Source organism: Roseibium sp. RP-7, from assembly GCF_053005225.1.
Map to the genome: position 1 here is coordinate 135,748 of NZ_JBRKQA010000003.1, position 25,606 is coordinate 161,353.

Below are 25,606 nucleotides of genomic sequence, written 5' to 3' on the forward strand. Positions count from 1 at the left end.
ATCCTGTTTTCGCTCAGAACTCTCCCGACATCAGAGCCCTGCGTCGCGGCAATCAGCCTCCAACCACGTTTATCCAGAGACCGCACAGGCCAGCCCGCCCGGCACGTTGGTGAGCGCAGGAAACGTCGAGCACCTGAAAAGGCGAGACTTTCAGCCCTGCAACCGTCACGCAGCACTTTTCGCGCAGCCAAAACTTTGCTGCACTGCACACGATTATTCACCAAGTGCCTTTAACGTTTACAGGCTGGCCAATTCACACATGCGGTTAAAGGGAAGTGTCCGAAGCAAAAATTACGCAGCATCCTGCGTATTTTTACTTGGCAGATTTACTAAACCTTTTTTAGGTTTTTTCTACAATCCTTGATTTCAACCAAAATTGTTTCAGATGCCAATTGATCATGGTTCAAATTTTAGTTGCGGCAGTGGATTTCGGAAATTTTCCATCGCGTTTCGCCAGAATCGCGACCCTCTACCCGACAAAACGAATTGCCTTCTCCCGCGCCAACCTGAGGGACATCAAGCCCCGCTCGCTGCTTCTTGTCGACTTTCTGGGCCTTGGCACTGACCACATCGAAATACTTCGAGATTTTTCGAGAAGCGGCCAATCCGTGCCGGCGCTCGGCATCGTTGATACAAAAAGCAGACAGAGCGTGCTGCAGGCGCGCGAGCTCGGCTTCTACAATCTGATAGATCGCGAGGAAAAATTCGCGACACTGTTCGAAAAAATACGCGAAGTGGTGGGCGACTATTCCAAACCGACCCTGCCCAGCCGGTATTCGGAGAAAATCGTCAAGTCGGTTGAAACCACCAGCATGGGCTTGAACCTGATGTCGGCCGCCGCCCTTTCCGGCGCTCCCCTGCCTATGCAGCTTCTGGCAACCAACGCCCAGGACATCACCTCGGTCATCATGACGGACGGTCTCGACAGTTGGTTGAGTGCGGTTCAATGCCACCACAGCCACACCTTCTGCCACACGATGATGGTCGCTGGGCACACGGTTTCGTTTTCGCGTGCACTCGGCCATTCCGAAGCGGAGCAGACAATTCTCGGCCTGGGCGCACTGGTGCACGACCTGGGCAAGGTAAAGATCCCGCTTTCCATCCTGGACAAGCCTGGCAGGCTGACCCTGGAAGAACGTGAACTTGTCAACAAACATCCGCTCTTTAGCCGGGAGATGCTGGCAACGCGCCAGGAAGTTCCAAAGCAGGTTGTCGAGATGGCACTGTGTCACCATGAGTTTCTGGACGGAACCGGGTATCCGGATGGCCTCAAGGGCAATCAGATCTCGCAAAGGGTCCGGCTTCTGACGATCAGCGACATCTATTCCGCCCTCACCGAAAAACGAGCCTACAAGGACAGCCTCAGTCCGCGCCAGGCCTTTGCGATCATGTTCGAGATGAAGGGCAAGCTCGACATGGACCTGTTGCGAAAATTTAGAACCCAGGTGCTGAGCTCGGAATTCGGCCGTGTCCGGCGGCAGGCCAGGGCCTGAGACCTGGGAAAACACCCCAAGACTGTAGCGCTAAATTCAACACCGCCCCAGGATTGCGCGATCACCTATTTGTGTTGTCAAAAATAGCTATATCGTCCGACTAGAAAGGGTCATTGAAACTCTTTCTTCAGTTTCCCCTACGACAATATCTCCCCCTACAGACGCAAAAACCGGGAGTAAACAAGGTGCTGTTTTCAGGGTCGAACATGTGGAAAGCCGCCTTTGATGCGCTAAACCGCTCGCAGGCCATCATCGAGTTTACACCCGAAGGCACGATCCTGACTGCCAATCCCAATTTCCTGAAAGCGATGGGCTACGCCCTCAATGAAGTTCAGGGAAAACCTCACAGCATGTTTGTCGACCCCGCCTACGCGGCATCGGCAGAATACAAGGCCTTCTGGAAAAAGCTGGCGCAAGGCGAATTTCAGACCGCCGAATATCTGCGCTACGGCAAGGGTGGCCGGGAAGTCTGGATCCAGGCTTCGTACAACCCGATCCTCAACACCGCCGGCAAGGTGGTCAAGGTAGTCAAGATCGCCTCGGACATCACCGAGCGCAAGCAGAAGAGCGCCGATTTTGAAGGTCAGGTTGAAGCGATGAACCGGTCGCAGGCCGTGATCCATTTCGACCTCGACGGCACGATCCTCGACGCAAACGAAAATTTCCTGTCCGCGATGGGTTACTCCCTCGATGAAATCAAGGGCCGTAAACACAGCATGTTCGTCGAAAAGGACCATGCGGCAAGCACGGAGTACCGGCAGTTCTGGAAGAATCTCGCCGAAGGCAAATTTCAGGCGGGTGAGTTCAAGCGCATCGGCAATGGTGGGCGCGAAGTCTGGATCCAGGCAACCTACAATCCGATATTCGATTCCGCCGGTCGTCCCTTCAAGGTCGTGAAGTTCGCGACTGACCGCACTCCGCAAGTCGTCGAAAGACGTCGCCGCGCGACCGTTCAACAGGGCATCGACCAGGATCTTTCCGAAATCGCCACGGCCATTTCCAACACGACGGAACAGGCAACAACTTCCGCATCAGCGTCCGAACAGACCTATTCCAGCGTGCAGACAGTTGCCGCAGCGGCAGAAGAACTCGTTGCCTCGATTCAGGAAATCAGCCGCCAGGTCCAGACCGCGCTTGAAGTTTCGCAAAGCGCTGCGACCGAGGCCGAGCGGTCAAGTGACATAATGAGCGGGCTGTCTGAGGATGCAAAGACGATCGGTTCGGTAATCGAACTGATCGACGGCATTGCCGACCAGACCAATCTCCTGGCCCTGAACGCCACCATCGAGGCCGCAAGAGCTGGGGAAGCCGGCAAGGGCTTTGCCGTTGTTGCCTCCGAAGTGAAGAGCCTCGCCGCGCAGACAAGCAAGGCAACCGAAGAGATCTCCAACCAGATCGGCTCCATGCAGGAGACGACCGGTCAGGCAGTCGCCGCAATCGAATCGATCCTTGCTGTCATCAAGAATGTCGGAGACATCGCCGCCAGCATCGCATCCTCGGTCGAGGAGCAGTCGGCGGTTACGAATGACATATCCTCCAACATGCATTCGGCCGCCCAGGGTGTGGAACGGATCACCTCCAACATGCAGTCGATCTCCTCGGCAACTGCCCAGATAGACGCCGCGACCAAGAACGTTAAGCAGGCCTCGCAATCCCTGATGTGAACAAGGGACGCGCAATCTGACATCACGCCCCGTCCCTGCCAGACAAAAAAACCCGGTGCCAAGGCACCGGGTTTTCTTTTGACGGGTTATTGAACCTGGCCTTAGCGCGCCGGAAGCGGGATCCATTCGGCAACAGAAACATCGGCATGCTGGAACTGCGGCATCTTCTGGCCCAGCTCTTCCATGTTCTTGACGTCCTGCTCGTTCAGGAAGTCCTGGGTGATCAGGGTCGGCGGCACGACAACCTGCTTGCCCGGGTCTTCACCTGCCAGCATCAGCGCCAGCGTGCGCACGCTGACTTCACCGACCACCGCCGGGTTGGTCGCGACCGTTGCCGCCCACGCGGAATCCGGCTCGCGCATGGCGGAGATATCGGCCGTGGAAACGTCTGCGGAATAAATGGCGATGTCCTGGTTGAGACCGGCTTCATCGACCGCGATCTTCACGCCTTTGGCAAATTCATCGTAAGGGGCAAAGACGACGTTGATGTTCGGGTTGGCCTGCAGCACCGAACGGGCCTGGTTGGCAACGGAGTTGGCAATCGGGTTATCAAGCGTGCCGAACATGGCCGCTTCCGTGATCCCCGGATTGGCTTCCTTGACTTCCTTCCAGGCGACGTCGCGGCGGTCCAGCGGTGCGATGCCCGGCACATAGACATAGCCGGCGGTAAAGCTGTCGCCATTGTCCTTGATCGCCTGTTCCAGGGCCAGCTTGCCGAGCAGGTAGTCGGACTGTTCGATTTGCGGGATCGCATCGTTTTCAACGTTGACGTCGAAGGCAACAACCTTGATGCCCGCATCGACGGCGCGCTGTGCGGCGGCCTTCATGGATTCGGTCAGGCCATGCTGGATGATGATGCCGTCGACACCAAGCGCAATGGCCTGATCGACCATGTCGGCCTGAAGGGCGGCATCCTGACGGCTGTCGAGAACACGCAGATCAACGCCAAGGGCAGCTGACTGCTTTTCAACACCCGAAAGATAGGACTGGAAGAAGTCACCGGTGGACAGATAACGCACCAGCGCGATCTTGACCTCTTCCGGCTTGTCGAACGGCGCCGGCATGTCGGCTGCAAAAGCCGCTCCGCCGGAAAGCCCGATCCCGGCGGCAACCGCCAGCTTCATGAATTCACGTCTCAGCATTTGTTTTCCTCCCAATGGAAACGGCGCCATTCAGGGCGTCACGCTGTTCTCCGGCCCCCACGTCGCGAGGACAGGTAGAATGTGAAGACAAGGGCGGCGACCAACACGGCGCCCTTGACGAAATCCTGCATGTAGTAAGGAGCGTTCATCATCGTCAGCCCCTGAAGAAGAATGCCGACAAACAGGGCCCCTGCCGCCGTGCCGAAGGCGTTCGGGCGGGCAGCGCCCAGTACCGCGAAGCCGATGAGGGCTGCGGCAACGCTGTCGAGCAGAAGGTTGTTGCCGGAGGCGATGTCACCGCGGCCAAGGCGGGCAGCCAGCAGAATGCCGCCAACCGATGCCAGCATGCCGGAAATCATGTAGGCCACGATCTTGTAGCGCTGCACGTTTGTGCCGACCAGTTCGGCAGCCCGCTCGTTGGAGCCGATGGCATACATCAGGCGGCCATGGCGGGTGTACCCCAGGAACAGCCAGATCAGCAGCGCGATCAAAAGGAACACCACCACCGGCACCGGCAGCAACCGGTCCAGGAACAGGTCGAACCGGTGCCGGCCGAGCCACAGGAAGGCCGCGGAGAACGTTCCCTCCGCAACGACGCCCTCGCCCAGGCTCATTCCGGTCGCAATCGAATTGCCCTGAGTCGGAATGCGCTGCAAACCGATGAGAAGGAACATCATGCCGAGCGTCGCCAAAAGGTCCGGCACCCGCATCTTCACGATCAGGAACCCGTTGATCAGCCCGACGACCGCACCCATCACCAGGCAGAGTGCAACCGCGACAAAGGCGGATTGCTCCAGCACCACCATGGAATAGGCGGACAGCATCAGCGCCGAGGTTGCGACCGAGCCGATGGACAGGTCGAACCCGCCCACCACAAGCGTACAGGTGACACCGAGCGCGAGAATGCCGGTAATGGCCACCGACTGCAGGATGAAGACTGCCGAACGCGGGCTGGCAAAGCCGCTGGCATAGAGGCTGAAGAAAAGGGCCAGTCCGCCGAGTAGGACGAGGAAGCCGTAGCGGATGGCAAGTTCGAGCGGGTTCTTGTTCATTGTTCCGGTATTCATCCTGCCATTGCCTGCGTTGCTGGCTCGCTCTGCCCCTGCCCGCCTGCGGGCCCCGAGACATCCGCGACCAGACGGTTCAGGTCGACGTTCTTGTTGATGTATTCGCCGACGATGGCGGCCTCGTGCATGACGACGATGCGGTCGGCGATTTCCAGGGCCTCGTCGATTTCCGCCACGAAGACGAGCGTCGTGCGCCCTTTTGCGGTCTGCCGGATGTAGTGACCGATGTCCCGCCGGGCGCCGATGTCGACCCCCTGGAAAGGTTCGTCCAGCAACAGCACGCGGCTTGCCTGCAACAGCCAGCGGCCGATCATGACCTTCTGCTGGTTGCCACCCGACAAGGTGTTGATGCCGTCACCGTTGCCCTGACAGACGATCCCGATCTTGCCGATCATGTCGTCAGCAGCCCGGCGTTGACCGCGCTCGCTCAGGAAAGAGAACCGGCTGAATGCCCTCAGGAAAGGCAGTGTCATGTTGTTGGCGATGTCGAAGTCCGGCACCACGGCGTTCACGCTGCGGTCCTTCGGCGACATGAACACACCCTTGGCGACGGCGTCTTCCGCACTCTTCGGAGTGTAGGCCTTGCCGTCCAGACGCAAGGTGCCGCCGGCCGGTTTCGCAAGGCCAAACAGCACTTCCGCCAATTCCGTGGTGCCGCTGCCGAGCAGACCCGTCAGGGCAACCACTTCGCCTTCGCGAGCAGTCAGATCGATCTGCGGGCCATTTTCGTGTAGGCGCACACCATCGACTTCCAGGATCGGATCACCGCCGGCAACCGGATCGATATCGACCTCGGTCATCTGGTGGCCAAGCATGGCGTTGACCGCGCCGACATAGTCCAGCGGCTCTGTCTCGAACAGGCCGGAAATCGCCCCGTCTCGCATGGAAACGATCCGGTCGGCCACGCGGCGGATGTCCGACATGCGGTGGGAAATATAAAGAATGGCGACACCTTCCGCACGCAGCCGGTCAATCAGCGCGAACAGGCGGTCGGCTTCGGAAGCGGACAGTGATGAGGTCGGCTCGTCCAGAATGAGCAACTTCGGCGCGCGGGCCATGGCACGTGCGATCGCGATCATCTGGCGGTCGGCAACCTCCAGATCCGCAACACGGGTGCGCACGTCCATCGTCAGACCCATGCTCTCGGCAACCTTGCGGGCCTGCCGGCGAAGTTTCCTGTCGTTGACGAAGAAATCGGCGCCCGGTTCGGTCAGGAGGTCCAGCGTCAGGTTGGTGGCAACATCGAGATCCGGAATGACACCGTCATCAATGGACTGGTGAACGGTCACGACACCCTTTGAGATGGCATCGGCCGCATCAAGCGGCTTGAAGGGCGCACCGGCCAGCTCGATTTCGCCGGCATCGGCAAAATGATAGCCGCACAGGACCTTCACCAGCGTCGACTTGCCGGCACCGTTGGCTCCCATCAGCGCCGTGACTTCGCCGGCGCGCAGCTCCAGATCAATCCCCCGAAGCACGTGGTTGCGCCCGAAGGACTTTTCCAAGCCGCTCAATTTACAGGTGACGTCTGGCACCTTTCCTCCCGATATTTTTGCGAGTTCCTCCCCCGCTTCTCATCGTTACAACACGCTAAATAGGCATTTGTCAACTGTGTTGACTTTTGAATAATCTTGACCATTATCGGGGCAAAATAGGGAGGAACAAGACCCAAGATGGACACGCCAGACCTCTATCGGCCCCTCACGCCGGAAACGCTCGGCGAAAGACTTTCCGGCATTTCCGCCGTTGCGGACAGGATCGGAGCAGACCCGTCTGACTGGACCGTTCGCGAAGTTGGCGACGGCAACCTGAACCTCGTCTTCATTGTCGAGGGCCCCAAAGGCACGATCATCGTCAAGCAGGCGCTGCCCTATGTGCGCCTGGTCGGCGACAGCTGGCCGCTGCCGCTTTATCGTGCGCTTTACGAGAACCATGCGCTTGTGCGACAGGCCGCCCGTGATCCGGGCGCAGCACCGGAGGTCTACCACTTCGATGAGGACCAGGCGCTGATCGTCATGGAATTCCTCTCGCCGCACAAGATCCTGCGGCGCAAGCTGATCGATGGTGAAAAGGTTGCAGGGCTCGGTACTTTCCTTGGCACCTTCTGCGCCCGCACCGCGTTTCGCGGCTCGGAACTGTCCATGAAGAGCCCGGACAAGAAGGCCGATGTCAGCCTGTTCGCCGGCAACGTGGAAATCCCCGCAATCACCGAAGCGCTGGTTTTCACCGATCCTTATTTTGCTGCTGAAATGAACCACCACACGGAAGGTCTCGACCCCGTTGTGGCAGACCTGCGCACCAATGCCGAACTGAAGGCAAAGGTGCAGCGGTTCCTGATGAAATTTGCCTCCAACACCGAAACCATGGTGCACGGCGACCTGCACAGCGGCTCGATCATGTCCACGGACAGCGACAGCCGCGTCATCGATCCCGAATTCGTGCAATACGGCCCGCTCGGCTTCGACATCGGCATGCTGACGGCCAACTTCCTGATGGCCTATTTCAGCCAGCCGGCCCATCGCAGCGCGGAAACACTCGACGATTTCCAGGAATGGGTTCTGTCGGTCATCGCCGAAACCTTCTCATCCTTCGAGGCCGAGTTCACCCGCCTCTGGAACACCGAGCGCACCGGCATGCTTTATCCGGCTTCCCTGTTCGAGGATCAGGGGCAGGCATCGGACTTCGCATGTGCGGGCCTCCTGCAGGAAATCCGCAAAGAAGCCATGGGTTATTGCGGCATCGAGATGCACCGCCGTACCCTGTCGCTCGCCCACAATGCCGACTTCGAGGAAATCGAGGACAAGCAGCTGAAGCGCCGTCTGGAAACGCGCAACCTGCTGATGGGGGCCGACCTCATCCTGTCGCCAGAAAGTTACGGCTCGACCGATGCGCTCGTGAAGCTTGCGCGCCAATTCAACAAGAAGGACATCCCATGAAGGTCAACGGCACTCATTACCGCTCGCTCTGGTGGGATGACGACAAGGCTGCCCTGCAGATCATCGATCAGCGCTGGCTGCCGCACGAATTCCGCATCCAGCAGGTCGACACACTTCAGGACTTCGCCGACGCGATCGTTGAGATGCGCGTGCGCGGCGCGCCGCTCATTGGCGCAACCGCTGCCTACGGCATGGCACTGGCCGCAAAGATCGACCCGTCCAATGCGCATCTGGACACGGCCTGGGAGTTTCTCGACAAGACCCGGCCGACGGCCATCAACCTGCGTTGGGCGCTCAACCGCTGCCGTGCGCACCTGCTCCCGCTGCCGGAAGCCGACCGTCCCGCCGCAGCGCTGAAGCTCGCGCACGAGATTTCCGACGAAGATGTCGGCATCAACCACAGCATCGGCCAGAATGGTCTTGAGATCATCCGCAAGATCGCAGCGGGCAAGAAGGACGGCGAGCCTGTCCGCATCCTGACCCATTGCAACGCCGGCTGGATTGCGACCGTGGACTGGGGCACGGCGACGAGCCCGATGTACCAGGCCCATGACGCCGGCATTCCGATCCATGTCTGGGTAGATGAAACCCGCCCGCGCAACCAGGGCGCCCTCACCTCCTGGGAACTGGGCAGCCACGGCATTCCGCATACCTACATCACCGACAATGCCGGCGGCCACCTGATGCAGCACGGCCTTGTCGACATGGTCATCGTCGGAACCGACCGCACCACACGCCGCGGCGACGTCTGCAACAAGATCGGCACCTATCTGAAGGCACTCGCCGCCAAGGCCAACAACGTGCCGTTCTACGTTGCCCTGCCTTCACCGACCATCGACTGGACGGTAGATGACGGCGTTGCCGAAATTCCGATCGAGGAACGCCAGGAACGCGAAGTCACGCACATCCAGGGCCTGACGGACGACGGCAAGATCGGCGTCGTGCAGGTGACACCGGTCGGCACGCCCGGCGGCAATCCTGCCTTCGATGTCACGCCGAACCACCTCGTCACCGGCCTGATTACCGAACGCGGTGTCTGCGAGGCCAGCGCCGAAGGCCTTGCCGCCCTCTTCCCGGATCTCAGCAGGATCGCCAAGAGCGCATGAGCCCTGGCCCGACCAGTTCCCGGCCAACCGGCACCAAGGCCGCGGCACCCTCCGCGGCCACCAGGGCGCGCAGCCAGGACGATGCCATCATCGAGGTCACCTGGTGTTACTACCAGGAAGGCATGAACCAGAACGAGATCGCCGAACGCCTCGGCATTTCGCGGGCGACGGTCGTCAACTATCTGTCCGAAGCGCGAAAACGCGACTATGTCCGCATCACACTGGACACGGACATCTTTCGCGATCACGACCTGGCGCGCCGTCTCGTCGACCGGTTCGGTCTGCAGGACGCCATCGTCGTTCCGACATCCCCCGCCGGGGCAGACCAGTCCCTTGACCGGGTCACCCGGGTGGTCGCCGACTGGCTGCCAGGCCTGCTGGAACCGGGCGACCGGCTTGGCGTTGCCTGGGGCGAAACGGTCTACCGGGTGGCGGAAGCCGCGCCGCGGGTGACGGTGCCGGACCTTACCGTGGTTCAGCTGGTCGGCTCGCGTCCGGCAGCCCTCGGCTTTGCCGCGGAAACCTGCTCGGCAACGCTCGCCCGCCGCTATGGCGCGCACTGCGTCAACCTTCATGTGCCGCTGCTCTTGTCCAACCGGGCGCTGGTGGAAGAACTGAAGCGGGAGCCGGTGATCCGCATGCAGCTTGATGCGGTGGCCGACTGCAACAAGACCATCTTCGCCTGCGGCACCTGCACCGCAGACAGCCACGTCGTCCATACCGGCCTGCTTGACCCCGCCGACGTTGACCCATGTGCGGAACGCGGTGCCATCGGCGTGATCTGCGGCCGCCTGATCGACCACGACGGCAACGGTCTCAACCGGGAAATCGAGGACCGGATGATTGCCGTGACGCTGGACCAGATGCGCGGCAAGGACATGGGCCTGCTGGTCGGCTCCGGCCCGGACCGTGCCAGACCGATGCTGGCCGCCCTGCGCGGCGGCTACGCCACCCACATCGCCACCTGCTCGGAAACGGCGACGGAAATGCTCAATCTGACGGAAAACAATGCTTAAGACGCCTTATCAGGACACTCCCGAACTTCGCCAGGCCATCATCGATTCCTGCAAGGAGATGAACAGCCGCGGTATCAACCAGGGCACATCGGGCAATATTTCCGCGCGCGCAGGCGACCGGATGATCATCACGCCCTCCGGCGTGCCCTATGACCGCATGACCCCGGAGATGCTGGCCTCCATCCCGCTGGACCGCGACAGCGCTTTCGAAGGGCCCCTGCCACCTTCAACCGAATGGCAGTTCCACCTTGCGCTGCTGCGGGCAAAGCCGGACATGCACGCAGTCGTGCACGCCCACCCGGTCCACTGCACCGCGCTGGCGATCAACCGGATGGAGATCCCCTCTTGCCATTACATGATCGCGCTCTTCGGTGGTGACACGGTTCCCCTGGCGGGCTACGCCCTTTTCGGCAGCGACGAACTTGCCCGGGAAGTGACAGACGTCATGAAAGACCGGCAAGGCTGCCTGATGGCCAACCACGGTGCCGTGGTTGTCGGCGAGACCCTTGAAAAGGGCCTCTGGCGTCTTGAGGAACTGGAAGTCCTGGCCAAGGCCTATATCCTCAGCCGGACGATCGGCTCGCCGCACATTCTCTCGAAATCCGAGATCGACGCGGTGCTTGGCGCGGTGAAGAACTACGGAATGAAGACGGAAGTCTGAACAGGCTTCCCCGTCACACCAGATCGGGCATGAACGGCAGATCGGTAACGCCGATGTCATGCCCGGCCTGTGTCAGCAGTGTCGACACCTGGCCGCGATGATGGGTCTGGTGATTGAACATGTGGGTGACAAGCATCCAGCGCGGCCGGGACCGGGGAATGCCGTCCTGGCCGCTTGTCCATTCCAGATCCTCCGCCAGCCAGTCGATGGTCAGCCACTCGGCAAAGTCGGAGATCTGCAGGCACATGTCGAAATGGGCGGCTTTCAACTCATCGAAATTCTCGAAGAGATCAACGCCCATGCCCTTGATTTCGTATTTGCGGCCGGTGAAGCGGCTCATCCAGGCCCTGTCGGCAAACAGGATGTGGTTAAGCGTGGAATGCACGGACCGGAAGAAGGCGCCCCGGTCGGCCTTGCGGTCTTCATCGCTCATGAGATCCGCTGCCGCATAGACCTTTTCGGTCATCCAGCTGTTGTATTTGGCCATTCGGCGATAGAGCACCGGATCGACGAGCATGACGTCCCTTTCCTTGCAGCGCTTATCCCGCCGTGGCGAGAGCTTCAGGGGCTGTCGTGGAGAATCTCTGTGTTTCGGCGTCCATGACCCGCAATTCGCCGGACCCGATGTCGAACCAGGACCCGTGCAGGCTGAGCGAACCCGCCGAAACGGCCGCCTCGATGAACGGGAAGGTCATCAGGTTCTTCAGCGACTGGCGGATACCGGCATATTCCATGGCAAGCTGAGGATCGTCAGCCTTGTCCACCGGCATGCAGGCCATCGCGATTGCCGCCGGTTCCAGCAACTTGATCCACCGGCCGATGAACTGACCTGTCGCCATCGGCGCATTCGCGTTTTCCCGGAACGCCTTCACGCCGCCGCACTGGCCGTGTCCCATGATCACAATGTGCTTGACCTTGAGCCCGTTGACCGCGAATTCGATCGCGGCGCTGGTGCCGTGCTGGCCTTCCGTATCCTCGTAAGGCGGCACCAGGTTGGCAACGTTGCGCACCACGAACAATTCACCCGGACCGACATTGAAGATGCCTTCCGGCGTAACCCGGCTGTCGCAGCACGAAATCACCATCACATCCGGCGTCTGACCATAGACCGCCAGGCGTTCGTGGGTTTCCTTGTATCTGACGAACCCCTTGTTGAGGTAACGGCCGTAGCCTTCGAGAAGATGTGCGGGGAAAGTCAAACTCAAGTCTCCAGCTCTTGTCACCCGGGATCAGCCACCTGCACCAGATATGGGCAGGCCTGCCAACCGGAACGGCGGCACCTGATGCTGCATCCCGAAGGACGCGCACCTGTGCACGAACGATAGGGGATCTCCCCTGCCGGCCATAGATACGGGTTAATACGTAACGAGCCAAGTGACTTCAACCTTTTGGACGACTTCGTCCCTCAGGTCGCGACATTCACCTCATGGGGCGGCTCACCGTCCTCGTGATCCTCATAGGCATGACGGACGTTGTCCGCGGGCATCCTGTCCACAGGTCCCCGCAAGGGGTGTACCGGCCCGTGATCGATGCCCGGTTCCATGACCTGCAACGCGACAGCCCGATAGGCGGCAACGCCATCCAGCACATGATTTACGGTGTGGTGATCGTCAACAAGAACTGCCGGAGTGTCCTCGGACATCCCGGTTTCATTTTCATGGCGCTCTGCGGTGTCACGCTTCTTTCTGCGGTCGTAACCGGTGCCGTCACCGTCACGGTCCGCGGGGTACTCTGTCGCATGCGCCACGACCTGGGCCGATTGCGGCCTTTCGATCGTCGCCATTCCGGCCTCCTGGCCCTCAGAGAATTGCCGCCTTCTGGCGGAACCCGCCAATTGTTTCAACAAAGGGTTAACAAAACTTTACGTTAAGTTAACCCTCGGTATTGTCAAAGGCAACTGTCTCAGGCCGACTGGGACCGAGGGGTCGGATAGTCGACACAGACCCGGTTGCGGCCCGACGATTTGGCGATGTAAAGCGCCTGATCCGCCCGGGCAATCGTGTCTTCGACATCACGATCATCAGCCGTGACTTCCGCCAGACCAATGCTGACCGTGACGGAGATATTGCCAACGCCGGCATCCACGGTGAGGGCTGCAATTCTCAGCCTGATGCGTTCGGCCAGGACCCAGGCCCCGTTTGCGTCGTTTTCCCTCAGGAGGAGAACGAATTCTTCCCCGCCGAACCGGGCAGCCTTGTCGGTCGAACGGATTTCTTCAACGATGGCATCACCGATGGCCCGGATGACGTCGTCACCGGCCCGGTGCCCGAATTGATCATTGACGGTCTTGAAGTGGTCCGCATCGATCATCAGCACGCTGAACAGCCGGTCGTGACGCTGGAAGGTCGCAAAGGCATCTTCCGCAAATGGCTGGAACGCACGCCGGTTCAGGAGGCCCGACAGGGAATCGTGTTCAGCCAGCGTTCTCAAGGAGCGGATGTCGGCTCCCAGTTGCCGGTTCCGTTCCTCACTGGACCGTATGTTGCGGCTGTATTCGTCCTTCAGAACCGCCAGCATGTCCCGGGCTGTCCTGGCGCTTTCTTCCACGGTACCGAGCCGGCGAAGCAGCGATCTGACGGAAGCAGACACCTGCGAAAGCTCCCGGAACCCGTGCAAGCGCGGAACTGTCGTTTCCTTTTCGTCACGCCCGATCCTGTCCAGTGCTGTGACCAGGCCGAGAAGCGGCTGCGAGATGGTGCGAGACGCAAGCCATGCCAGCAGCGCGGAAAGACAGGCAACCGCAAATCCGATCAGAAAGATATTGCGAACCAGAGCCGCCACCCGAGCGGACACGACGCTGACCGGCTGCTGCACGGCAACTTTCCAGCCCAGCCCCGGATAATCGCCAAGGCCCGAGGTTTCGACCTCCGCGACCACCATGTCGGGATTGCCGGGATCGTAGGCAGCAGTTTCCCGGGAGAGGTTTGTGCCCTCGGCGTCTTCCCCGACGAGCACCGAGCCGTCGCGCGCAAGCACGAAGAGATCGAGCCCTTCCTTGCCGAGATTGTTTTCCAGAACATCGCGCCGGGTTTCTTCCGCCCAGCTCCAGCTCATGTGCGCACCGAGTACGCCCGCCAGTTTTCCGTTTTCGTCTTTTACCGGCATTGCCACGTCGACGAAACGAAACGGCGCTTCGTCGGGGTTTGTCCGCAACAGGTGGTCAAGCAACTTGGCAAGATGCACATCCTCGACCGCCGGCCCTTTCAGGCCACTGACGAACCAGGGCCGCTCGGCGACGGATGCGCCCTCCAGCATGCCCTTGGTTGCCGCCACGACCGTGCCGTCGATAGATGCAAAGCCGATCCAGGCATATTGCGGCAGGCTGCGCTGCAGCTGGTCAAGCGTTTCACGGATGATGTCGGGATTGCGGGTCCAGACGGGCTTCAGCAGTTCCATGTCTGCGACGTTGCGCACTTCGCGGTAACGGTCGAACATCGTCTGGTCCAGCCGCTGCGCCATGCTGCGTGCAATCAGGGTCAGGTCCCACCGGTTTTCCCGGATGGCTTCGCCGCGTGCAATCAGGGCCGCACCGAATGCGGCCACCGCGATCGAAAGGATGCAAAGCGAAGCCGCCAGAAGGGCAATCTGCTGGCGCAGACTGGTCCCGTCCCGCAATCCGATGAGGACTGAAGTTATTCTGGAAATTGGCTTACGTATCATCGGATCGTTTCCTGCTTAGACCCGCGCTAAGGGAAACTACTAATGGCCAAGTATAAATAAATCTTGAACCCGCCAGCGAAACCGACGCAGCCACGACTGCGCCAGTTGCAACTGAAAGTTTATCCGAGACTAGAAGAGCGAATAATTTTCGCCAATAAATACTTCAATCGGCATTATTGTCACTTTCGACGAAGGCCGGTTCAAGCAGCCTGTTCTGCACGGTTGCCGACAATCTTCACCACATCGGCCATGATATCGGTGAGCTGGAAGTCCTTGGGCGTATAGACCGCCGCAATGCCTTGCGCCTTGAGCTGTGCGGCGTCTTCGTCAGGGATAATCCCGCCAACCACGACCGGAATATCGTCCGCACCGGCTGCCCGCAGGCGGTCCATCACGTCACGCACCAGGGCCAGGTGCGAGCCGGACAGGATCGACAGACCGATCACGTGAACGTCTTCTTCCACCGCGGCGTTGACGATCTGCGCCGGCGTCAACCGGATACCCTCATAGACCACTTCCATGCCGCAGTCGCGCGCCCTGACGGCAATCTGTTCCGCACCGTTCGAATGCCCGTCGAGACCCGGTTTGCCGACCAGGAACTTCAGCCGGCGGCCAAGTTTCTTTGATACCGCCTCCACGTCAGAGCGGATGTCTGCCAAAGTGCCGACATTGTCCCGCACGGCCTGGCCGACACCGGTCGGTGCACGGTACTCGCCAAAGACCTCGCGCAGTGTCCGGCCCCATTCGCCTGTGGTCGCTCCGGCCTTGGCCGCGGCAATGGAGGGCTCCATGATGTTGCGGCCTTCCTGGGCGGCGGCTTTCAGGTCCGCCAGCGCGGTTTCGACCGCGGCTTGATCGCGTGCATCGCGCCAGGCCTTGACCTTCTCGACCGCTTCTTCCTCGACATGCTCGGAAACGGTGAGAATGCCGCCATCTTCCCCGGCGGCCAGAGGTGAAGGCTCGCTGTCTGTCCAGCGGTTGACGCCGACCACCACCTGGTCGCCGCCTTCGATCGCGGCAAGGCGTGCGGAATTGGCTTCCACAAGCTGGCGCTTCATGTAGCTGCTATCGACCGCGGCGACCGCACCACCCATGGCATCGATCCGGGCAAGTTCCTCGCGGGCTTGCGCCTTCAGCTCTTCCACCTTGCGGGTAATTTCGGCGGAGCCGTCAAAAATGTCCGCATAGTCCAGAAGGTCGGTCTCATAGGCGACGATCTGCTGCATACGCAGCGACCACTGCTGGTCGAACGGTCGTGGCAGGCCCAGCGCCTCGTTCCATGCCGGCAGCTGCACAGCGCGGGCGCGCGCATTCTTGGACAAGACCACCGCCAGCATCTCGATGAGGATACGGTAGACGTTGTTTTCCGGCTGCGGCTCGGTCAGCCCGAGGCTGTTCACCTGAACCCCATAGCGGAAGCGGCGATAGCGCTCGTCCTCAACGCCATAGCGCTCCAGGCAGATCTCGTCCCACAATTCGGTGAAGGCGCGCATCTTGCACATCTCGGTAATGAACCGCATGCCCGCATTGACGAAGAAGGAAATCCGGCCGACAGCCTTTGGGAAATCTTCCTCCGGAATGGCACCACTCGCCTTGATGGAATCCAGAATGGCAACCGCCGTTGCCAGCGCGAAGGACAACTCCTGAACCGGTGTCGCGCCTGCTTCCTGCAAATGATAGGAGCAGACGTTCATCGGGTTCCATTTGGGCATGTTGGAATAGGTCCAGGCGATGACATCGGTCGTCAGTCTGAGCGATGGCGCCGGCGGAAACACATAGGTGCCCCGGGACAGATATTCCTTGATGATGTCGTTCTGGGTCGTGCCTGACAGCAGTTTGCGGTCGGCGCCCTGTTCATCGGCAGCCGCTATATAGAGCGACAGCAGCCAGGGTGCGGTCGCGTTGATCGTCATGGAGGTGTTCATCCGCTCCAGCGGAATGTCCTGGAACAGGGTGCGCATGTCGCCGAGATGTGCCACCGGAACACCGACCTTGCCCACTTCGCCGCGCGCCAGGGCGTCATCCGGATCGTAACCGGTCTGTGTCGGCAGATCGAACGCAACGGACAGGCCGGTCTGACCCTTGGCAAGATTGCCACGGTAGAGCTTGTTCGATTCGGCCGCCGTCGAGTGGCCCGCGTAGGTCCGGAAAATCCACGGACGATCTTTCTCCGGCCGGCTCTCACCCGATGCACTCATGCCACTCATCCTCCTAAGGCGTTCTGCTGCCTGTTTTTTCTTGATTTGGCAGCACCGCGTCAGCCTGTTTCTCCCGAACAGTCAGCAGTGTGCCGGAGTTTACGCGACTGCGAAACCCCAATGTGCAATGCAAAATATGGTTGGCATCAAAACGCAAGTTAAGCAATAGTCGTATAGAACGGTGATCGTTTTTGAACAATAGTTGCGCAAAATTGGGTATTTGCCCGATTACGACTTGTGCAAATGCGAAATTCTGAGGCCCAAAAGAAGCCCTGGGAGGGGAGAATGACAGCGACCGCGGAAGCCAATGACAACCAAACGCGAGAGGGCGCGCCGGTGAAAGATCTTTATGAAATCGGAGAGATCCCGCCGCTCGGACACGTTCCCAAAAACATGTATGCCTGGACCATCCGCCGGGAACGCCACGGACCGCCGGAAGACGCCATGAAACTGGAAGTCGTGCCGACCTGGGAACTCGACAGCCACGAGGTTCTGGTTCTGGTGATGGCCGCCGGCGTCAATTACAACGGCATCTGGGCAGGCCTCGGTCAGCCGATCAGCCCGTTCGACGGTCACGGCGCCGCCTACCACATTGCCGGCTCCGATGCCTCGGGCATCGTCTGGGCCGTCGGTGACAAGGTCAAGCGCTGGAAAGTGGGCGACGAGGTCGTGGTTCATTGTAACCAGGACGACGGCGACGACGAGGAGTGCAACGGCGGCGACCCGATGTTCTCCACCTCCCAGCGGATCTGGGGCTACGAGACACCGGACGGGTCGTTCTCGCAGTTCACCCGCGTGCAGGCCCAGCAGCTTATGCCCCGGCCGCGCCACCTGACCTGGGAAGAAAGCGCCTGCTACACGCTGACGCTCGCGACCGCCTATCGCATGCTGTTCGGCCATCACCCGCATGAGCTGAAGCCGGGTCAGAACGTGCTTGTCTGGGGCGCCTCGGGTGGCCTTGGCTCCTACGCCATCCAGTTGATTACGGCAGCAGGTGCCAATGCCATCGGCGTCATCTCTGACGAGGACAAGCGCCAGTTCGTGCTGGATCTCGGTGCCAAGGGCGTGATCAACCGCAAGGACTTCAAGTGCTGGGGTCAATTGCCGACGGTCGGCTCGCCCGAATATGCGGAATGGTTCGCGGAAGCGCGCAAGTTCGGCAAGGCGATCTGGGACATCACCGGCAAGGGCAACAACGTCGATATCGTCTTCGAACACCCGGGCGAGGCAACCTTCCCGGTCTCCACCCTGGTCTGCAAGAAGGGCGGCATGGTCGTCATTTGCGCAGGCACGTCAGGCTTCAACTGCACCTTCGACGTCCGCTACATGTGGATGCACCAGAAGCGCCTTCAAGGGTCACACTTCGCCCATCTGAAGCAGGCCTCGGCCGCCAACAAACTGATGATCGAACGGCGCATCGACCCTTACATGTCCGAGGTCTTCCCCTGGGATCAGATCCCGAAGGCCCATACCAAGATGTGGAAGAACCAGCACGCACCGGGCAACATGTCCGTCCTGGTCTGCGCGCCGACCACCGGTCTTCGGACCTATGAGGACGTTCTGGAAGCCTCCACCCGCTGATCCGGCACGTCGCCTTCAGGGCAACCACCTGCAGGCGGCGGGCTCAACAAGCTCCCTGAAAGGCTGGGGGCCTCAAGCCCCGTTAGCCTCATGCAGCCTGACCAGCCCGTGTCTCACGGGCTGGTCTTTTCTTTTTGATTACCCGGCGGTGGCGACCCAGCCTCTGAAGGTGAAGGCCGTGTAAAAGGTCTCGACGTCGACAAATCCGGCCTGCCTCAACAGATCCGCATCCTGCTCGGGCGTCAGCACCGGCAATCGCTCCTTCATCGCGGCCATGCCGTTTTCGGTAAGCGAGCGGGAAGTACCGGATAGGGTGGAAAACGCCGCATATCTTGCCAGCCACCTGTCCTTGCCTGCACGGTCGGTCGGAAAGCTGTGATGAACCGAAACGAAGGCCGCTCCAGGCTTCAACCGTTGCCGCAGTCCGGAAAGAGTCTTCAACCTCTCCTCCCGATCCAGAAAATGAAGCGTCAGCAGGCAGGCGGCGCCATCAAATTGTCTTTCGGGGGCATCCTGGATGTATCCCTCCAGCAGGCTCACTCTTGCCCCGAGGGGACCAAGGTGCTCTTGCGCCTTTTCCAGCATGTCTGCGGACGGGTCGACACCAAGGAAACGCCAGTCCGGCTGCATGCGGGCAAAGGCCTTCAGTTCAACACCGCCACCGGCACCAAGCACCAGGATTGTTCCGTCCGATGGCGCCCGCTCCGCCAGCAGCAGGCCGGTCATCTTGTGCATGTCTGCAAGCCCGGGAACGAGCCTTGCCGTTCTTTCCGCATATCCGGTGGTTGATGCGGCTCCGGAAAACAGGGACATGGAAAAGGTCCTCAAGCAATGCGTGGCCTGGTGCTCCGATCCATACCAAGACGCTCGGCACCATCATGTTACTTTATATGTAACTTGAAAATTGCCATTCAAGAAACCTGCTCCATTTTTTCCAACCCGTTGCGCGCACACCCCAGCTGAAAGGCTTGTGCACCGGTTTCAGGAGCCTTGCGCCGCAATTCTGCTCAACTGTCGTCCCATCACCTTCCAAAGTGAGGCGAATCATGTGCCTCACTAAATCTCATTGATCCTGAGCGGGAGCTTCAACAGCGTGGCTGACAATCCGATGGTCCATCGATCCCTGAAACTCGCCCTCGCCGGAGCGCTGCTGCTCTCGGTTGCCGCCTGCATGGGCGACCGCATGCAGACGCCGCCCTTTTACGAGGACATGGCGCGTGTCGACGGTGTGGTGGATGCTGCAACGGCCGCTCAGATGATCTCGCAATACCGGATCAACAACGGACTTTCGCCCGTGATTGCCGATCCGCAGCTGACATCCATTGCAAAATCGCAGGCCGACGCGATGGCCGCGGCCGGAAACGTTCAGGCATCGCTCGCCCCGAACCAGCAGCTGGCAACCCGCATGGCCTCCATCGGCGAGCCGAAGACGGCTGCCGCCGAAAACGTCAGCGCCGGATACAGGACCTTTGCCGAAGCTTTTTCAGGCTGGCGGGAAAGCCCGAAACATAACCAGGTCTTGCTGACGAAAGACGCCACCCGGCTTGGCATCGCGACGGCTTACGCGCCCAATGCCAAGCACAAGGTATTCTGGTCGCTGGTCATGGCCGGACCGAAACCGGCCCGGTAACAGCCCGCGTCAATAGATACGCGGTTCGAAATACCTTTGCGGATAACCGGGAAATGAATCCCAGTAGGGCCGGATAATGATCGGCTGCGGCGGCGCGACCACGACAGGCGGTGCTTCGTAAAGCGGTTCCGGTGCATAGACGGGCCCCGGTTCAACCGGCGGCGGATCATAGGGAGGATCGCCCTTGTAGACCGGCCCGCCGCGATAGGCAGGCGCAGGCGCCTCCGCATAGATCGGGTAATCCCGGTAGTAGCGCTGCACACCCAGGTTGATGCCCGCGCTGGGGATCGGCCGGCCATAATAGATGCCTTCACCGCCATAGCTGAGATATTGGCCGGAAACCCATCCCTTCACATTGGTGAAGGCGGCATCGCACCAGCCGAAGTCGGCCGTACACCCGAAAATGGTTACCCCGCCCCCGCGCGGCACGGTGGCCATCACGGGATAATTGGTTCCCGGTCCGGCGCGCATGTTGAGATTGGCCGTCGTGAAGGCAATGGCCGGCCGTGATTGTGCGCTTGCTGGCAGCACCATCATCACGATCGCGGCAAATGCCAGCGAAAAGCGGATCAACATGTTCAAAACTCCAAAGTTCTGCGCCCTGACGCTTTCAAGAAGCGGCTAGCATCATGGCAAAAGTATAGCGCTGCAGGCGTCTCTATTCCTTCTCACGCCAAAGGCTGCCCGCCCCAGCTTGCGCCCAGCTTGCGTCCGATTTGCGTTCGGCCTGCATTTCGGGCTTGATAGGCGCACGAACAGCCGGGGGGCTTTGTGAAGTGAAACGAATTCAATCTGTTGCGTCTGCCATGGCGCTGGCGGCGCTCTGGTTTGCTGCATCCATTGCACCGGTGTCGGCCTTCGATGCGCATGCGGGCTATTATTACCCGGAGGTGCAGACCCAGGAGGTTTATGTCTCAGAACTGGACCTTGCACCTGACACGGGCAAGCGGTCGCGGGCAGCCTTCGTCAGCGGCCTTGCATCCCAGAACGCAAAACTGGGGTATCCGCCCGGATATCACCTCTTCGCCAAGGGCACCGAACTGGAAAAACTGATTGTGGTGGCAACCGGCGACGGGCGCTATGACACGCTGTTTCGGCTGCGAGCCCTGCTTGCCTCGCTGACCTCGATGGCCCGCACGACGGAACTCTTCGCGCGGTCAAACCAGCCGCAGGACCTGAACTTCCTCGATCTTTGCAAGATGATCGGCTTCACCCAGGTCACAGTCAGCAACGGCAAGGACGTCACGCACCAGATCAAGGTGCGCTAGCGGTATTGGCTCAGGGAACGGTCAGCGCCTCAGCTTGCCGTTCAGCCAGTCGCGGTACTGCGACTTGGTACCGAAGAACGCATTCCGGTCGACGTCGCCTTTGACGCCCGGCACCCGGCCCTCGGCCGTATACTGCCAGAACACCCAGTCGTCGCGCTGCTCATAGATGTTGTTCGGGAAGCTGGCGACCGAGCGCAGCCAGAATTGCTCGTTCTTGAGCGCACCGACCAGCCTGTCTCGGTGAAAATCGACCGAGGAATAGATCACCGGGCGCTTGCCGTAGTGCTTTTCCATTTCGTCGAGGAAGATCTTCATGTCCCGCAGGATCTGCGGTCGTTCCGGCCGTTCCCGGCAGGTCTTGGAATGCGCATTCCATTCCATGTCGAGAACAAGCGGCAGGGCTTGCGGGTCGACGGGAACGATTTCCTTCACCCACGAAATCTGCTCTTCAACCGGACGGCAGAAATAATAGAAGTGGTAGGCCCCGCGCGGCATGCCCGCCTGGCGCGCTGCCACCCAGTTCTCGACAAAGCGCGGGTCGACGTGGTCGCCGCCTTCGGTCGCCTTGATCCAGGCAAAGGCGACACCGCCCTGTTTTGCGGCCGCCCAATCGATATCGCCCTGCCATCGGGACACGTCGATGCCGTGTACCGCGTAGTCTTCTGGCGTTGGATCCGGAAAGTCGTAAGCCGCGCACGAGCTTAAAAAGATGAACCCGAAAATGGAACAAAACGATTTTACGATTGCCAGCACAGCGTCCTCGGCAGGGTTAAGAAAGGCTTTCACTCACCGCACAAAATGCGCGGGATTTCCTAACGGAGCGTAGACGAAATCACGATTTCTCCGCATAAACACGTATCTGTTATCGTGCGGGCAATCGAATAGGGCGGGATTGCGGCGGATCAAAGACGTCTGGTCTCTTTCCCTCAATGTATGAGCATGGAAATTGCGACCACCCTGATCGCCATTGGCGCCCTGCTGCTGCTCGGCATGCTGGCCGACGAAATCGGCCACAGGACGCAGATGCCCCGCGTGACGCTGCTGATCCTGTGCGGACTGGCCGCGGGCCCCGCCTTTCTGGATCTTCTGCCTGAAAACCTGACCCAGCTTTACGAAACCCTCGCCGTTCTGGCCCTGTCGATGGTCGCCTTCGTTCTGGGTGGCAAACTCTCCAGGGTCCATCTGCAGAACAGCGGCAAGGCCGTGACGGTCGTTTCGGCTTCAGCGGTCGTGTCAACAGCGATCGTCGTCTTTGCAGGTCTCGCCCTGCTCGGCTTTCCGCTGGAACTGGCACTGATTCTGGCAGCCCTGGCCACCGCCACCGACCCGGCAGCCACCAGCGATGTCATCCGCCAGTACCGCGCAAAGGGGCCCTTCACAACCATCCTGTCCGGCATCGTTGCGCTGGACGATATCTGGGGCATTCTGGTCTTTGCGTTCTGTCTCATGGGAGCACAGGCGCTCATGGGCGGCGATGGCTCGGGCGCCCTGCTGCATGCGGTTTGGGAGATTGCCGGATCGCTCCTGCTTGGCGCGATTGTCGGCCTCCCGGCGGGCTACCTGTCAGGCCGCCTCCAACCCGGCGACCCGACCCTTGCCGAGGCGCTTGGCATCGTGTTCCTGACGGCGGGTCTGGCCCTCTGGCTCGACCTCTCGTTCCTGCTTGCCGGCATTGCCTGCGGGGCCATGGTGGTCAACACCGGGCGTCACCATACCCGGCCGTTCTATGAGATCGAACATATCGAATGGCCGTTCATGATCTTCTTTTTCGTGCTGGCCGGTGCAGCGCTGCAGCCGGACCTGCTTTTGAAGCTTGGTCTCCTTGGCGCGGCATATGTTCTGCTGCGGCTCGCCGGGCGTCTGGCAGGAGGCTGGCTAGGCGGCAAGCTCAGCGGCGGGGCCGGAACCGACCGAAGCTATCTCTTCGGCCTCTCGCTTCTGCCCCAGGCGGGCGTCGCGCTTGGCATGGCCCTGGTTGCTGCCGAAGTGCTGCCGCAGTTCCGGGACGAAATTCTGACCGTCGCCATCGGATCAACCATCGTCTTCGAACTGCTCGGCCCCGCGGCCACTCAGCTCGCCCTGAGACGGGTCGGCGAAACCGGCAAGGCCGGGGAAGACGATCCCGAGACCTGAATTCGTTTGCACTCGGTGGCCGAATCCGTATGACTTGGCTATTCCCGCAACAAGCCTTGGCAAATTTCCCATGACAGACCGGATCAAACTCGTCACCTGGAACATCAATTCCGTGCGCCTGCGCATGCCGATTGTGGAACAGTTGATCGAGGAAGTCGCACCGGACGTGATCTGCCTGCAGGAAACCAAGTGCCCGGACGCCAATTTCCCGGAAAACGCCTTCCGCAAGGCGGGATACGAACACATGGCCATCCACGGCCAGAAGGGCTACCACGGCGTCGCAACGCTTTCCAAGCTGCCGCTGAGCAACATCGAGAAACGCGACTTCTGCCAGGTGGGTGACAGCCGTCACGTGGCCGCGGACGTGCCTTTCAACGGTTCCAGCCTCCGGCTGCACAATTTCTATGTGCCGGCAGGTGGTGACGAGCCGGATCGCACCATCAACCCGAAATTCGGCCACAAACTAGACTTCATGGCAGAGATGCTGGGATGGCTGAAAGGCGAGGAAACCTCGAAACCCGCCATTCTGGTCGGCGACCTCAACGTCGCGCCTTACGAGCACGACGTCTGGTCCCACAAGAAGCTCCTGAAGGTGGTCTCACATACCCCGGTCGAAACGGAACTGTTCGAGCAGGTGCGCGAGGCAGGCGGCTGGCTGGACGCCATGCGCCAGTTCACCCCGCTGGATGAAAAGCTCTACACCTGGTGGAGCTACCGCGCCAAGGACTGGTCTGCCGCCGACAAGGGCCGCCGTCTTGACCACGTCTGGGTGTCTCAGCCGCTCGCCCCGTATGTGAAGGGCACCACGGTCCTGCGCGACGCACGCGGCTGGGAAAAGCCGTCCGACCACGCCCCGGTGATCGCCGAATTCGCGATCTGAGGTCAATTCGAACAAGCGGCCCATCCTTCGAGACGGACCTTCCGGTCCTCCTCAGGATGAGGCTGTAATTTGGACAGCCCGGAAAGGTGCAACAGTGACGACCTCATCCTGAGGAAGCGCAAAGCGCTGTCTCGAAGGATGGGCCACACCCCCGGAAGGCCGCGCCGCGCATACTTCCGCAGCACTCAAGGCGTCACAATCACCTTGCCCTGCACCCGGCGCGCAGCGATTTCCTCAAGCGCGGTTGCCGTTTCTGCCAACTTGTAAACGCCGTGGATGTGCGGCTTCAGCTTGCCTTCAGACACCCAGGACAAAAGTTCCTTCATGTTGCGGCGATGGCCTTCCGGATCCCGGTCGAGTGCTGCGCCCCAGAAGACACCGCGAATGTCGCAACCTTTCAGCATCACGATATTCAGCGGAATTTTCGGAATGTCGCCCGCGGCAAACCCGATCACTAGGAACCGCCCCTCCCAGGCCGTTGCCCGGATGGCCTGTTCCGACAGCTCTCCGCCAACCGGGTCGTAGACCACATCCACACCCTTTCCACCGGTCAGCTCCTTCAGGGTTTCCTTGAGCGGCTCAACCGAATAATCGACCGTCATGTCAGCGCCGAGCGAGCGGGCAAAAGCGAGTTTTTCCTCAGATGAGGCGCAGGCAATCACCTTTGCTCCCATGATCGCGGCAATTTCCACTGCAGCCTGGCCGACACCGCCCGATGCGCCCAGAACGGCAACAGTCTCGCCGGGCTTCAACCCGGCCCGGTCGCGATAGGCATGCAGCGTGGTGCCGTAGGTCACGGTCAAACCTGCCGCGACTTCAAAGGGAATATCGTCCGGCAGCGAGACAAGATCGCCTGCTGCGACCACCACTTTTTCCCGCGCAGCACCCCAGCGCATGTAGCCCATGACCCTGTCGCCGGGCGAAACCCCTTCGACGCCGGAGCCCACCTGATCGACCACACCGGCGAATTCGGCACTCGGCGAAAACGGCATTTCCGGCTTGTACTGGTACTTGCCCCTGATGATCAGCGTATCGAAGAAATTGAGCGCACAGGCCTTCACCCGCACCACGACCTCCCCCGGCCCGGCAACCGGATCGGCAATCTCCTCGACAACCAGGCTGGAAGGCGGACCGAAGCTTTTGCAGAGACAGGCTTTCACGGCATCCTCAT

At 60.4% G+C, this 25,606-nt stretch carries 23 protein-coding genes; 11 read left to right on the forward strand and 12 right to left on the reverse strand.

Translation table 11 applies throughout. From position 1 onward, the window contains the following. The first annotated feature begins 398 nt into the window (after positions 1–398). The gene (locus tag ACVDG9_RS23380) at positions 399–1,493 is read left to right on the forward strand and encodes an HD-GYP domain-containing protein (protein ID WP_447239112.1); all 1,095 of its coding nucleotides are present in this window, start codon (positions 399–401) and stop codon (positions 1,491–1,493) included. A gap of 206 nt (positions 1,494–1,699) precedes the next feature. Then, positions 1,700–3,157: a methyl-accepting chemotaxis protein gene (locus ACVDG9_RS23385; RefSeq protein ID WP_023002861.1), complete on the forward strand. Its 1,458-nt coding sequence runs from the start codon at positions 1,700–1,702 to the stop codon at positions 3,155–3,157. Positions 3,158–3,258: 101 nt separating this feature from the next. Here the strand turns inward: ACVDG9_RS23385 and ACVDG9_RS23390 are convergent, their stop codons facing one another. The 3 genes from ACVDG9_RS23390 to ACVDG9_RS23400 are packed head-to-tail and all read right to left on the reverse strand — an operon-like array spanning position 3,259 to position 6,901. Next, the gene (locus tag ACVDG9_RS23390) at positions 3,259–4,281 is read right to left on the reverse strand and encodes a substrate-binding domain-containing protein (RefSeq protein WP_228872690.1); all 1,023 of its coding nucleotides are present in this window, start codon (positions 4,279–4,281) and stop codon (positions 3,259–3,261) included. A 56-nt stretch (positions 4,282–4,337) separates the two neighbouring features. Continuing rightward, positions 4,338–5,366 (reverse strand): ABC transporter permease, encoded by a 1,029-nt coding sequence (locus tag ACVDG9_RS23395; RefSeq protein ID WP_023002859.1) that lies wholly within the window; start codon positions 5,364–5,366, stop codon positions 4,338–4,340. Then, positions 5,363–6,901: a sugar ABC transporter ATP-binding protein gene (locus ACVDG9_RS23400; RefSeq protein ID WP_297844980.1), complete on the reverse strand. Its 1,539-nt coding sequence runs from the start codon at positions 6,899–6,901 to the stop codon at positions 5,363–5,365. Before ACVDG9_RS23400 ends, ACVDG9_RS23395 begins: the two co-directional genes overlap by 4 nt. Before the next feature lie 138 nt (positions 6,902–7,039). Here ACVDG9_RS23400 and mtnK point away from each other — a divergent pair, with 138 nt between their 5' ends. The 4 genes from mtnK to ACVDG9_RS23420 are packed head-to-tail and all read left to right on the forward strand — an operon-like array spanning position 7,040 to position 11,085. Next, entirely contained in the window at positions 7,040–8,302 is a 1,263-nt protein-coding gene (gene mtnK, locus ACVDG9_RS23405) for an S-methyl-5-thioribose kinase (protein ID WP_447239113.1), read from the forward strand. Further along, positions 8,299–9,408: an S-methyl-5-thioribose-1-phosphate isomerase gene (mtnA, locus tag ACVDG9_RS23410; protein ID WP_075283981.1), complete on the forward strand. Its 1,110-nt coding sequence runs from the start codon at positions 8,299–8,301 to the stop codon at positions 9,406–9,408. The genes mtnK and mtnA overlap by 4 nt, the downstream gene beginning before the upstream one ends. Continuing rightward, entirely contained in the window at positions 9,405–10,424 is a 1,020-nt protein-coding gene (locus tag ACVDG9_RS23415; protein WP_062486654.1) for a sugar-binding transcriptional regulator, read from the forward strand. The genes mtnA and ACVDG9_RS23415 overlap by 4 nt, the downstream gene beginning before the upstream one ends. Beyond that, a complete protein-coding gene (locus tag ACVDG9_RS23420) occupies positions 10,417–11,085 on the forward strand; it encodes a class II aldolase/adducin family protein (protein ID WP_447239114.1) in 669 nt (222 codons plus the stop codon). The genes ACVDG9_RS23415 and ACVDG9_RS23420 overlap by 8 nt, the downstream gene beginning before the upstream one ends. A gap of 13 nt (positions 11,086–11,098) precedes the next feature. Here ACVDG9_RS23420 and ACVDG9_RS23425 read toward each other — a convergent pair whose 3' ends face one another. The 5 genes from ACVDG9_RS23425 to ACVDG9_RS23445 form a co-directional block, all read right to left on the reverse strand. Then, positions 11,099–11,602: a DinB family protein gene (locus ACVDG9_RS23425; protein WP_023002853.1), complete on the reverse strand. Its 504-nt coding sequence runs from the start codon at positions 11,600–11,602 to the stop codon at positions 11,099–11,101. A 22-nt stretch (positions 11,603–11,624) separates the two neighbouring features. Beyond that, the gene (locus ACVDG9_RS23430) at positions 11,625–12,284 is read right to left on the reverse strand and encodes a carbonic anhydrase (RefSeq protein WP_139314252.1); all 660 of its coding nucleotides are present in this window, start codon (positions 12,282–12,284) and stop codon (positions 11,625–11,627) included. A 206-nt stretch (positions 12,285–12,490) separates the two neighbouring features. Next, the gene (locus tag ACVDG9_RS23435; RefSeq protein WP_023002851.1) at positions 12,491–12,868 is read right to left on the reverse strand and encodes a hypothetical protein; all 378 of its coding nucleotides are present in this window, start codon (positions 12,866–12,868) and stop codon (positions 12,491–12,493) included. Positions 12,869–12,987: 119 nt separating this feature from the next. Continuing rightward, on the reverse strand, positions 12,988–14,745 hold the full coding sequence (locus ACVDG9_RS23440) for a sensor domain-containing diguanylate cyclase (RefSeq protein ID WP_447239115.1): 1,758 nt from the start codon (positions 14,743–14,745) through the stop codon (positions 12,988–12,990). Positions 14,746–14,945: 200 nt separating this feature from the next. Beyond that, positions 14,946–16,952: a methylmalonyl-CoA mutase family protein gene (locus ACVDG9_RS23445; protein ID WP_416384175.1), complete on the reverse strand. Its 2,007-nt coding sequence runs from the start codon at positions 16,950–16,952 to the stop codon at positions 14,946–14,948. Positions 16,953–17,228: 276 nt separating this feature from the next. Between ACVDG9_RS23445 and ccrA the strand changes: the two genes are divergently transcribed. Further along, positions 17,229–18,524 carry a crotonyl-CoA carboxylase/reductase gene (gene ccrA / locus ACVDG9_RS23450; RefSeq protein WP_023002848.1) on the forward strand — a complete coding sequence of 432 codons (1,296 nt, stop codon included), beginning with the start codon at positions 17,229–17,231 and terminating at the stop codon, positions 18,522–18,524. A 138-nt stretch (positions 18,525–18,662) separates the two neighbouring features. Here the strand turns inward: ccrA and ACVDG9_RS23455 are convergent, their stop codons facing one another. Further along, on the reverse strand, positions 18,663–19,337 hold the full coding sequence (locus tag ACVDG9_RS23455) for a class I SAM-dependent methyltransferase (protein WP_447239116.1): 675 nt from the start codon (positions 19,335–19,337) through the stop codon (positions 18,663–18,665). A 280-nt stretch (positions 19,338–19,617) separates the two neighbouring features. Between ACVDG9_RS23455 and ACVDG9_RS23460 the strand changes: the two genes are divergently transcribed. Then, on the forward strand, positions 19,618–20,154 hold the full coding sequence (locus ACVDG9_RS23460; protein WP_306355459.1) for a CAP domain-containing protein: 537 nt from the start codon (positions 19,618–19,620) through the stop codon (positions 20,152–20,154). Between the two features lie 9 nt (positions 20,155–20,163). Here ACVDG9_RS23460 and ACVDG9_RS23465 read toward each other — a convergent pair whose 3' ends face one another. Continuing rightward, positions 20,164–20,730, reverse strand: a complete 567-nt coding sequence (locus ACVDG9_RS23465; RefSeq protein ID WP_023002845.1) for an SH3 domain-containing protein — start codon at positions 20,728–20,730, stop codon at positions 20,164–20,166. A gap of 200 nt (positions 20,731–20,930) precedes the next feature. Here ACVDG9_RS23465 and ACVDG9_RS23470 point away from each other — a divergent pair, with 200 nt between their 5' ends. After that, complete coding sequence (locus ACVDG9_RS23470; RefSeq protein ID WP_447239117.1) at positions 20,931–21,422, forward strand: hypothetical protein; 492 nt, start codon at positions 20,931–20,933, stop codon at positions 21,420–21,422. A 21-nt stretch (positions 21,423–21,443) separates the two neighbouring features. On the opposite strand, the gene ACVDG9_RS23475 is transcribed toward ACVDG9_RS23470, so the two are convergent. Continuing rightward, positions 21,444–22,175: a glycoside hydrolase family 25 protein gene (locus tag ACVDG9_RS23475; RefSeq protein ID WP_031270181.1), complete on the reverse strand. Its 732-nt coding sequence runs from the start codon at positions 22,173–22,175 to the stop codon at positions 21,444–21,446. A gap of 186 nt (positions 22,176–22,361) precedes the next feature. Between ACVDG9_RS23475 and ACVDG9_RS23480 the strand changes: the two genes are divergently transcribed. Together ACVDG9_RS23480 and xth are read left to right on the forward strand one after the other, a co-directional pair. Then, entirely contained in the window at positions 22,362–23,555 is a 1,194-nt protein-coding gene (locus tag ACVDG9_RS23480; RefSeq protein ID WP_447239118.1) for a cation:proton antiporter, read from the forward strand. Positions 23,556–23,625: 70 nt separating this feature from the next. Next, positions 23,626–24,435: an exodeoxyribonuclease III gene (gene xth, locus ACVDG9_RS23485; protein ID WP_447239119.1), complete on the forward strand. Its 810-nt coding sequence runs from the start codon at positions 23,626–23,628 to the stop codon at positions 24,433–24,435. 185 nt (positions 24,436–24,620) lie between these two features. Here xth and ACVDG9_RS23490 read toward each other — a convergent pair whose 3' ends face one another. Beyond that, entirely contained in the window at positions 24,621–25,595 is a 975-nt protein-coding gene (locus ACVDG9_RS23490; protein ID WP_447239120.1) for an NADPH:quinone oxidoreductase family protein, read from the reverse strand. Positions 25,596–25,606 lie beyond the last annotated feature (11 nt).

Bases quoted from the DNA above. Each gene is read 5' to 3' on its own strand.
- ACVDG9_RS23435 (WP_023002851.1), bottom strand. From the start codon at position 12,868: ATGGCGACGATCGAAAGGCCGCAATCGGCCCAGGTCGTGGCGCATGCG.
- xth (WP_447239119.1), top strand. From the start codon at position 23,626: ATGACAGACCGGATCAAACTCGTCACCTGGAACATCAATTCCGTGCGC.
- ACVDG9_RS23420 (WP_447239114.1), top strand. From the start codon at position 10,417: ATGCTTAAGACGCCTTATCAGGACACTCCCGAACTTCGCCAGGCCATC.
- ccrA (WP_023002848.1), top strand. From the start codon at position 17,229: ATGACAGCGACCGCGGAAGCCAATGACAACCAAACGCGAGAGGGCGCG.
- ACVDG9_RS23425 (WP_023002853.1), bottom strand. From the start codon at position 11,602: ATGCTCGTCGATCCGGTGCTCTATCGCCGAATGGCCAAATACAACAGC.
- ACVDG9_RS23480 (WP_447239118.1), top strand. From the start codon at position 22,362: ATGGAAATTGCGACCACCCTGATCGCCATTGGCGCCCTGCTGCTGCTC.
- ACVDG9_RS23445 (WP_416384175.1), bottom strand. From the start codon at position 16,952: ATGAGTGGCATGAGTGCATCGGGTGAGAGCCGGCCGGAGAAAGATCGT.
- ACVDG9_RS23440 (WP_447239115.1), bottom strand. From the start codon at position 14,745: ATGATACGTAAGCCAATTTCCAGAATAACTTCAGTCCTCATCGGATTG.
- ACVDG9_RS23385 (WP_023002861.1), top strand. From the start codon at position 1,700: ATGTGGAAAGCCGCCTTTGATGCGCTAAACCGCTCGCAGGCCATCATC.
- ACVDG9_RS23395 (WP_023002859.1), bottom strand. From the start codon at position 5,366: ATGAATACCGGAACAATGAACAAGAACCCGCTCGAACTTGCCATCCGC.
- ACVDG9_RS23415 (WP_062486654.1), top strand. From the start codon at position 9,405: ATGAGCCCTGGCCCGACCAGTTCCCGGCCAACCGGCACCAAGGCCGCG.
- mtnA (WP_075283981.1), top strand. From the start codon at position 8,299: ATGAAGGTCAACGGCACTCATTACCGCTCGCTCTGGTGGGATGACGAC.
- mtnK (WP_447239113.1), top strand. From the start codon at position 7,040: ATGGACACGCCAGACCTCTATCGGCCCCTCACGCCGGAAACGCTCGGC.
- ACVDG9_RS23390 (WP_228872690.1), bottom strand. From the start codon at position 4,281: ATGAAGCTGGCGGTTGCCGCCGGGATCGGGCTTTCCGGCGGAGCGGCT.
- ACVDG9_RS23455 (WP_447239116.1), bottom strand. From the start codon at position 19,337: ATGTCCCTGTTTTCCGGAGCCGCATCAACCACCGGATATGCGGAAAGA.
- ACVDG9_RS23380 (WP_447239112.1), top strand. From the start codon at position 399: ATGGTTCAAATTTTAGTTGCGGCAGTGGATTTCGGAAATTTTCCATCG.
- ACVDG9_RS23465 (WP_023002845.1), bottom strand. From the start codon at position 20,730: ATGTTGATCCGCTTTTCGCTGGCATTTGCCGCGATCGTGATGATGGTG.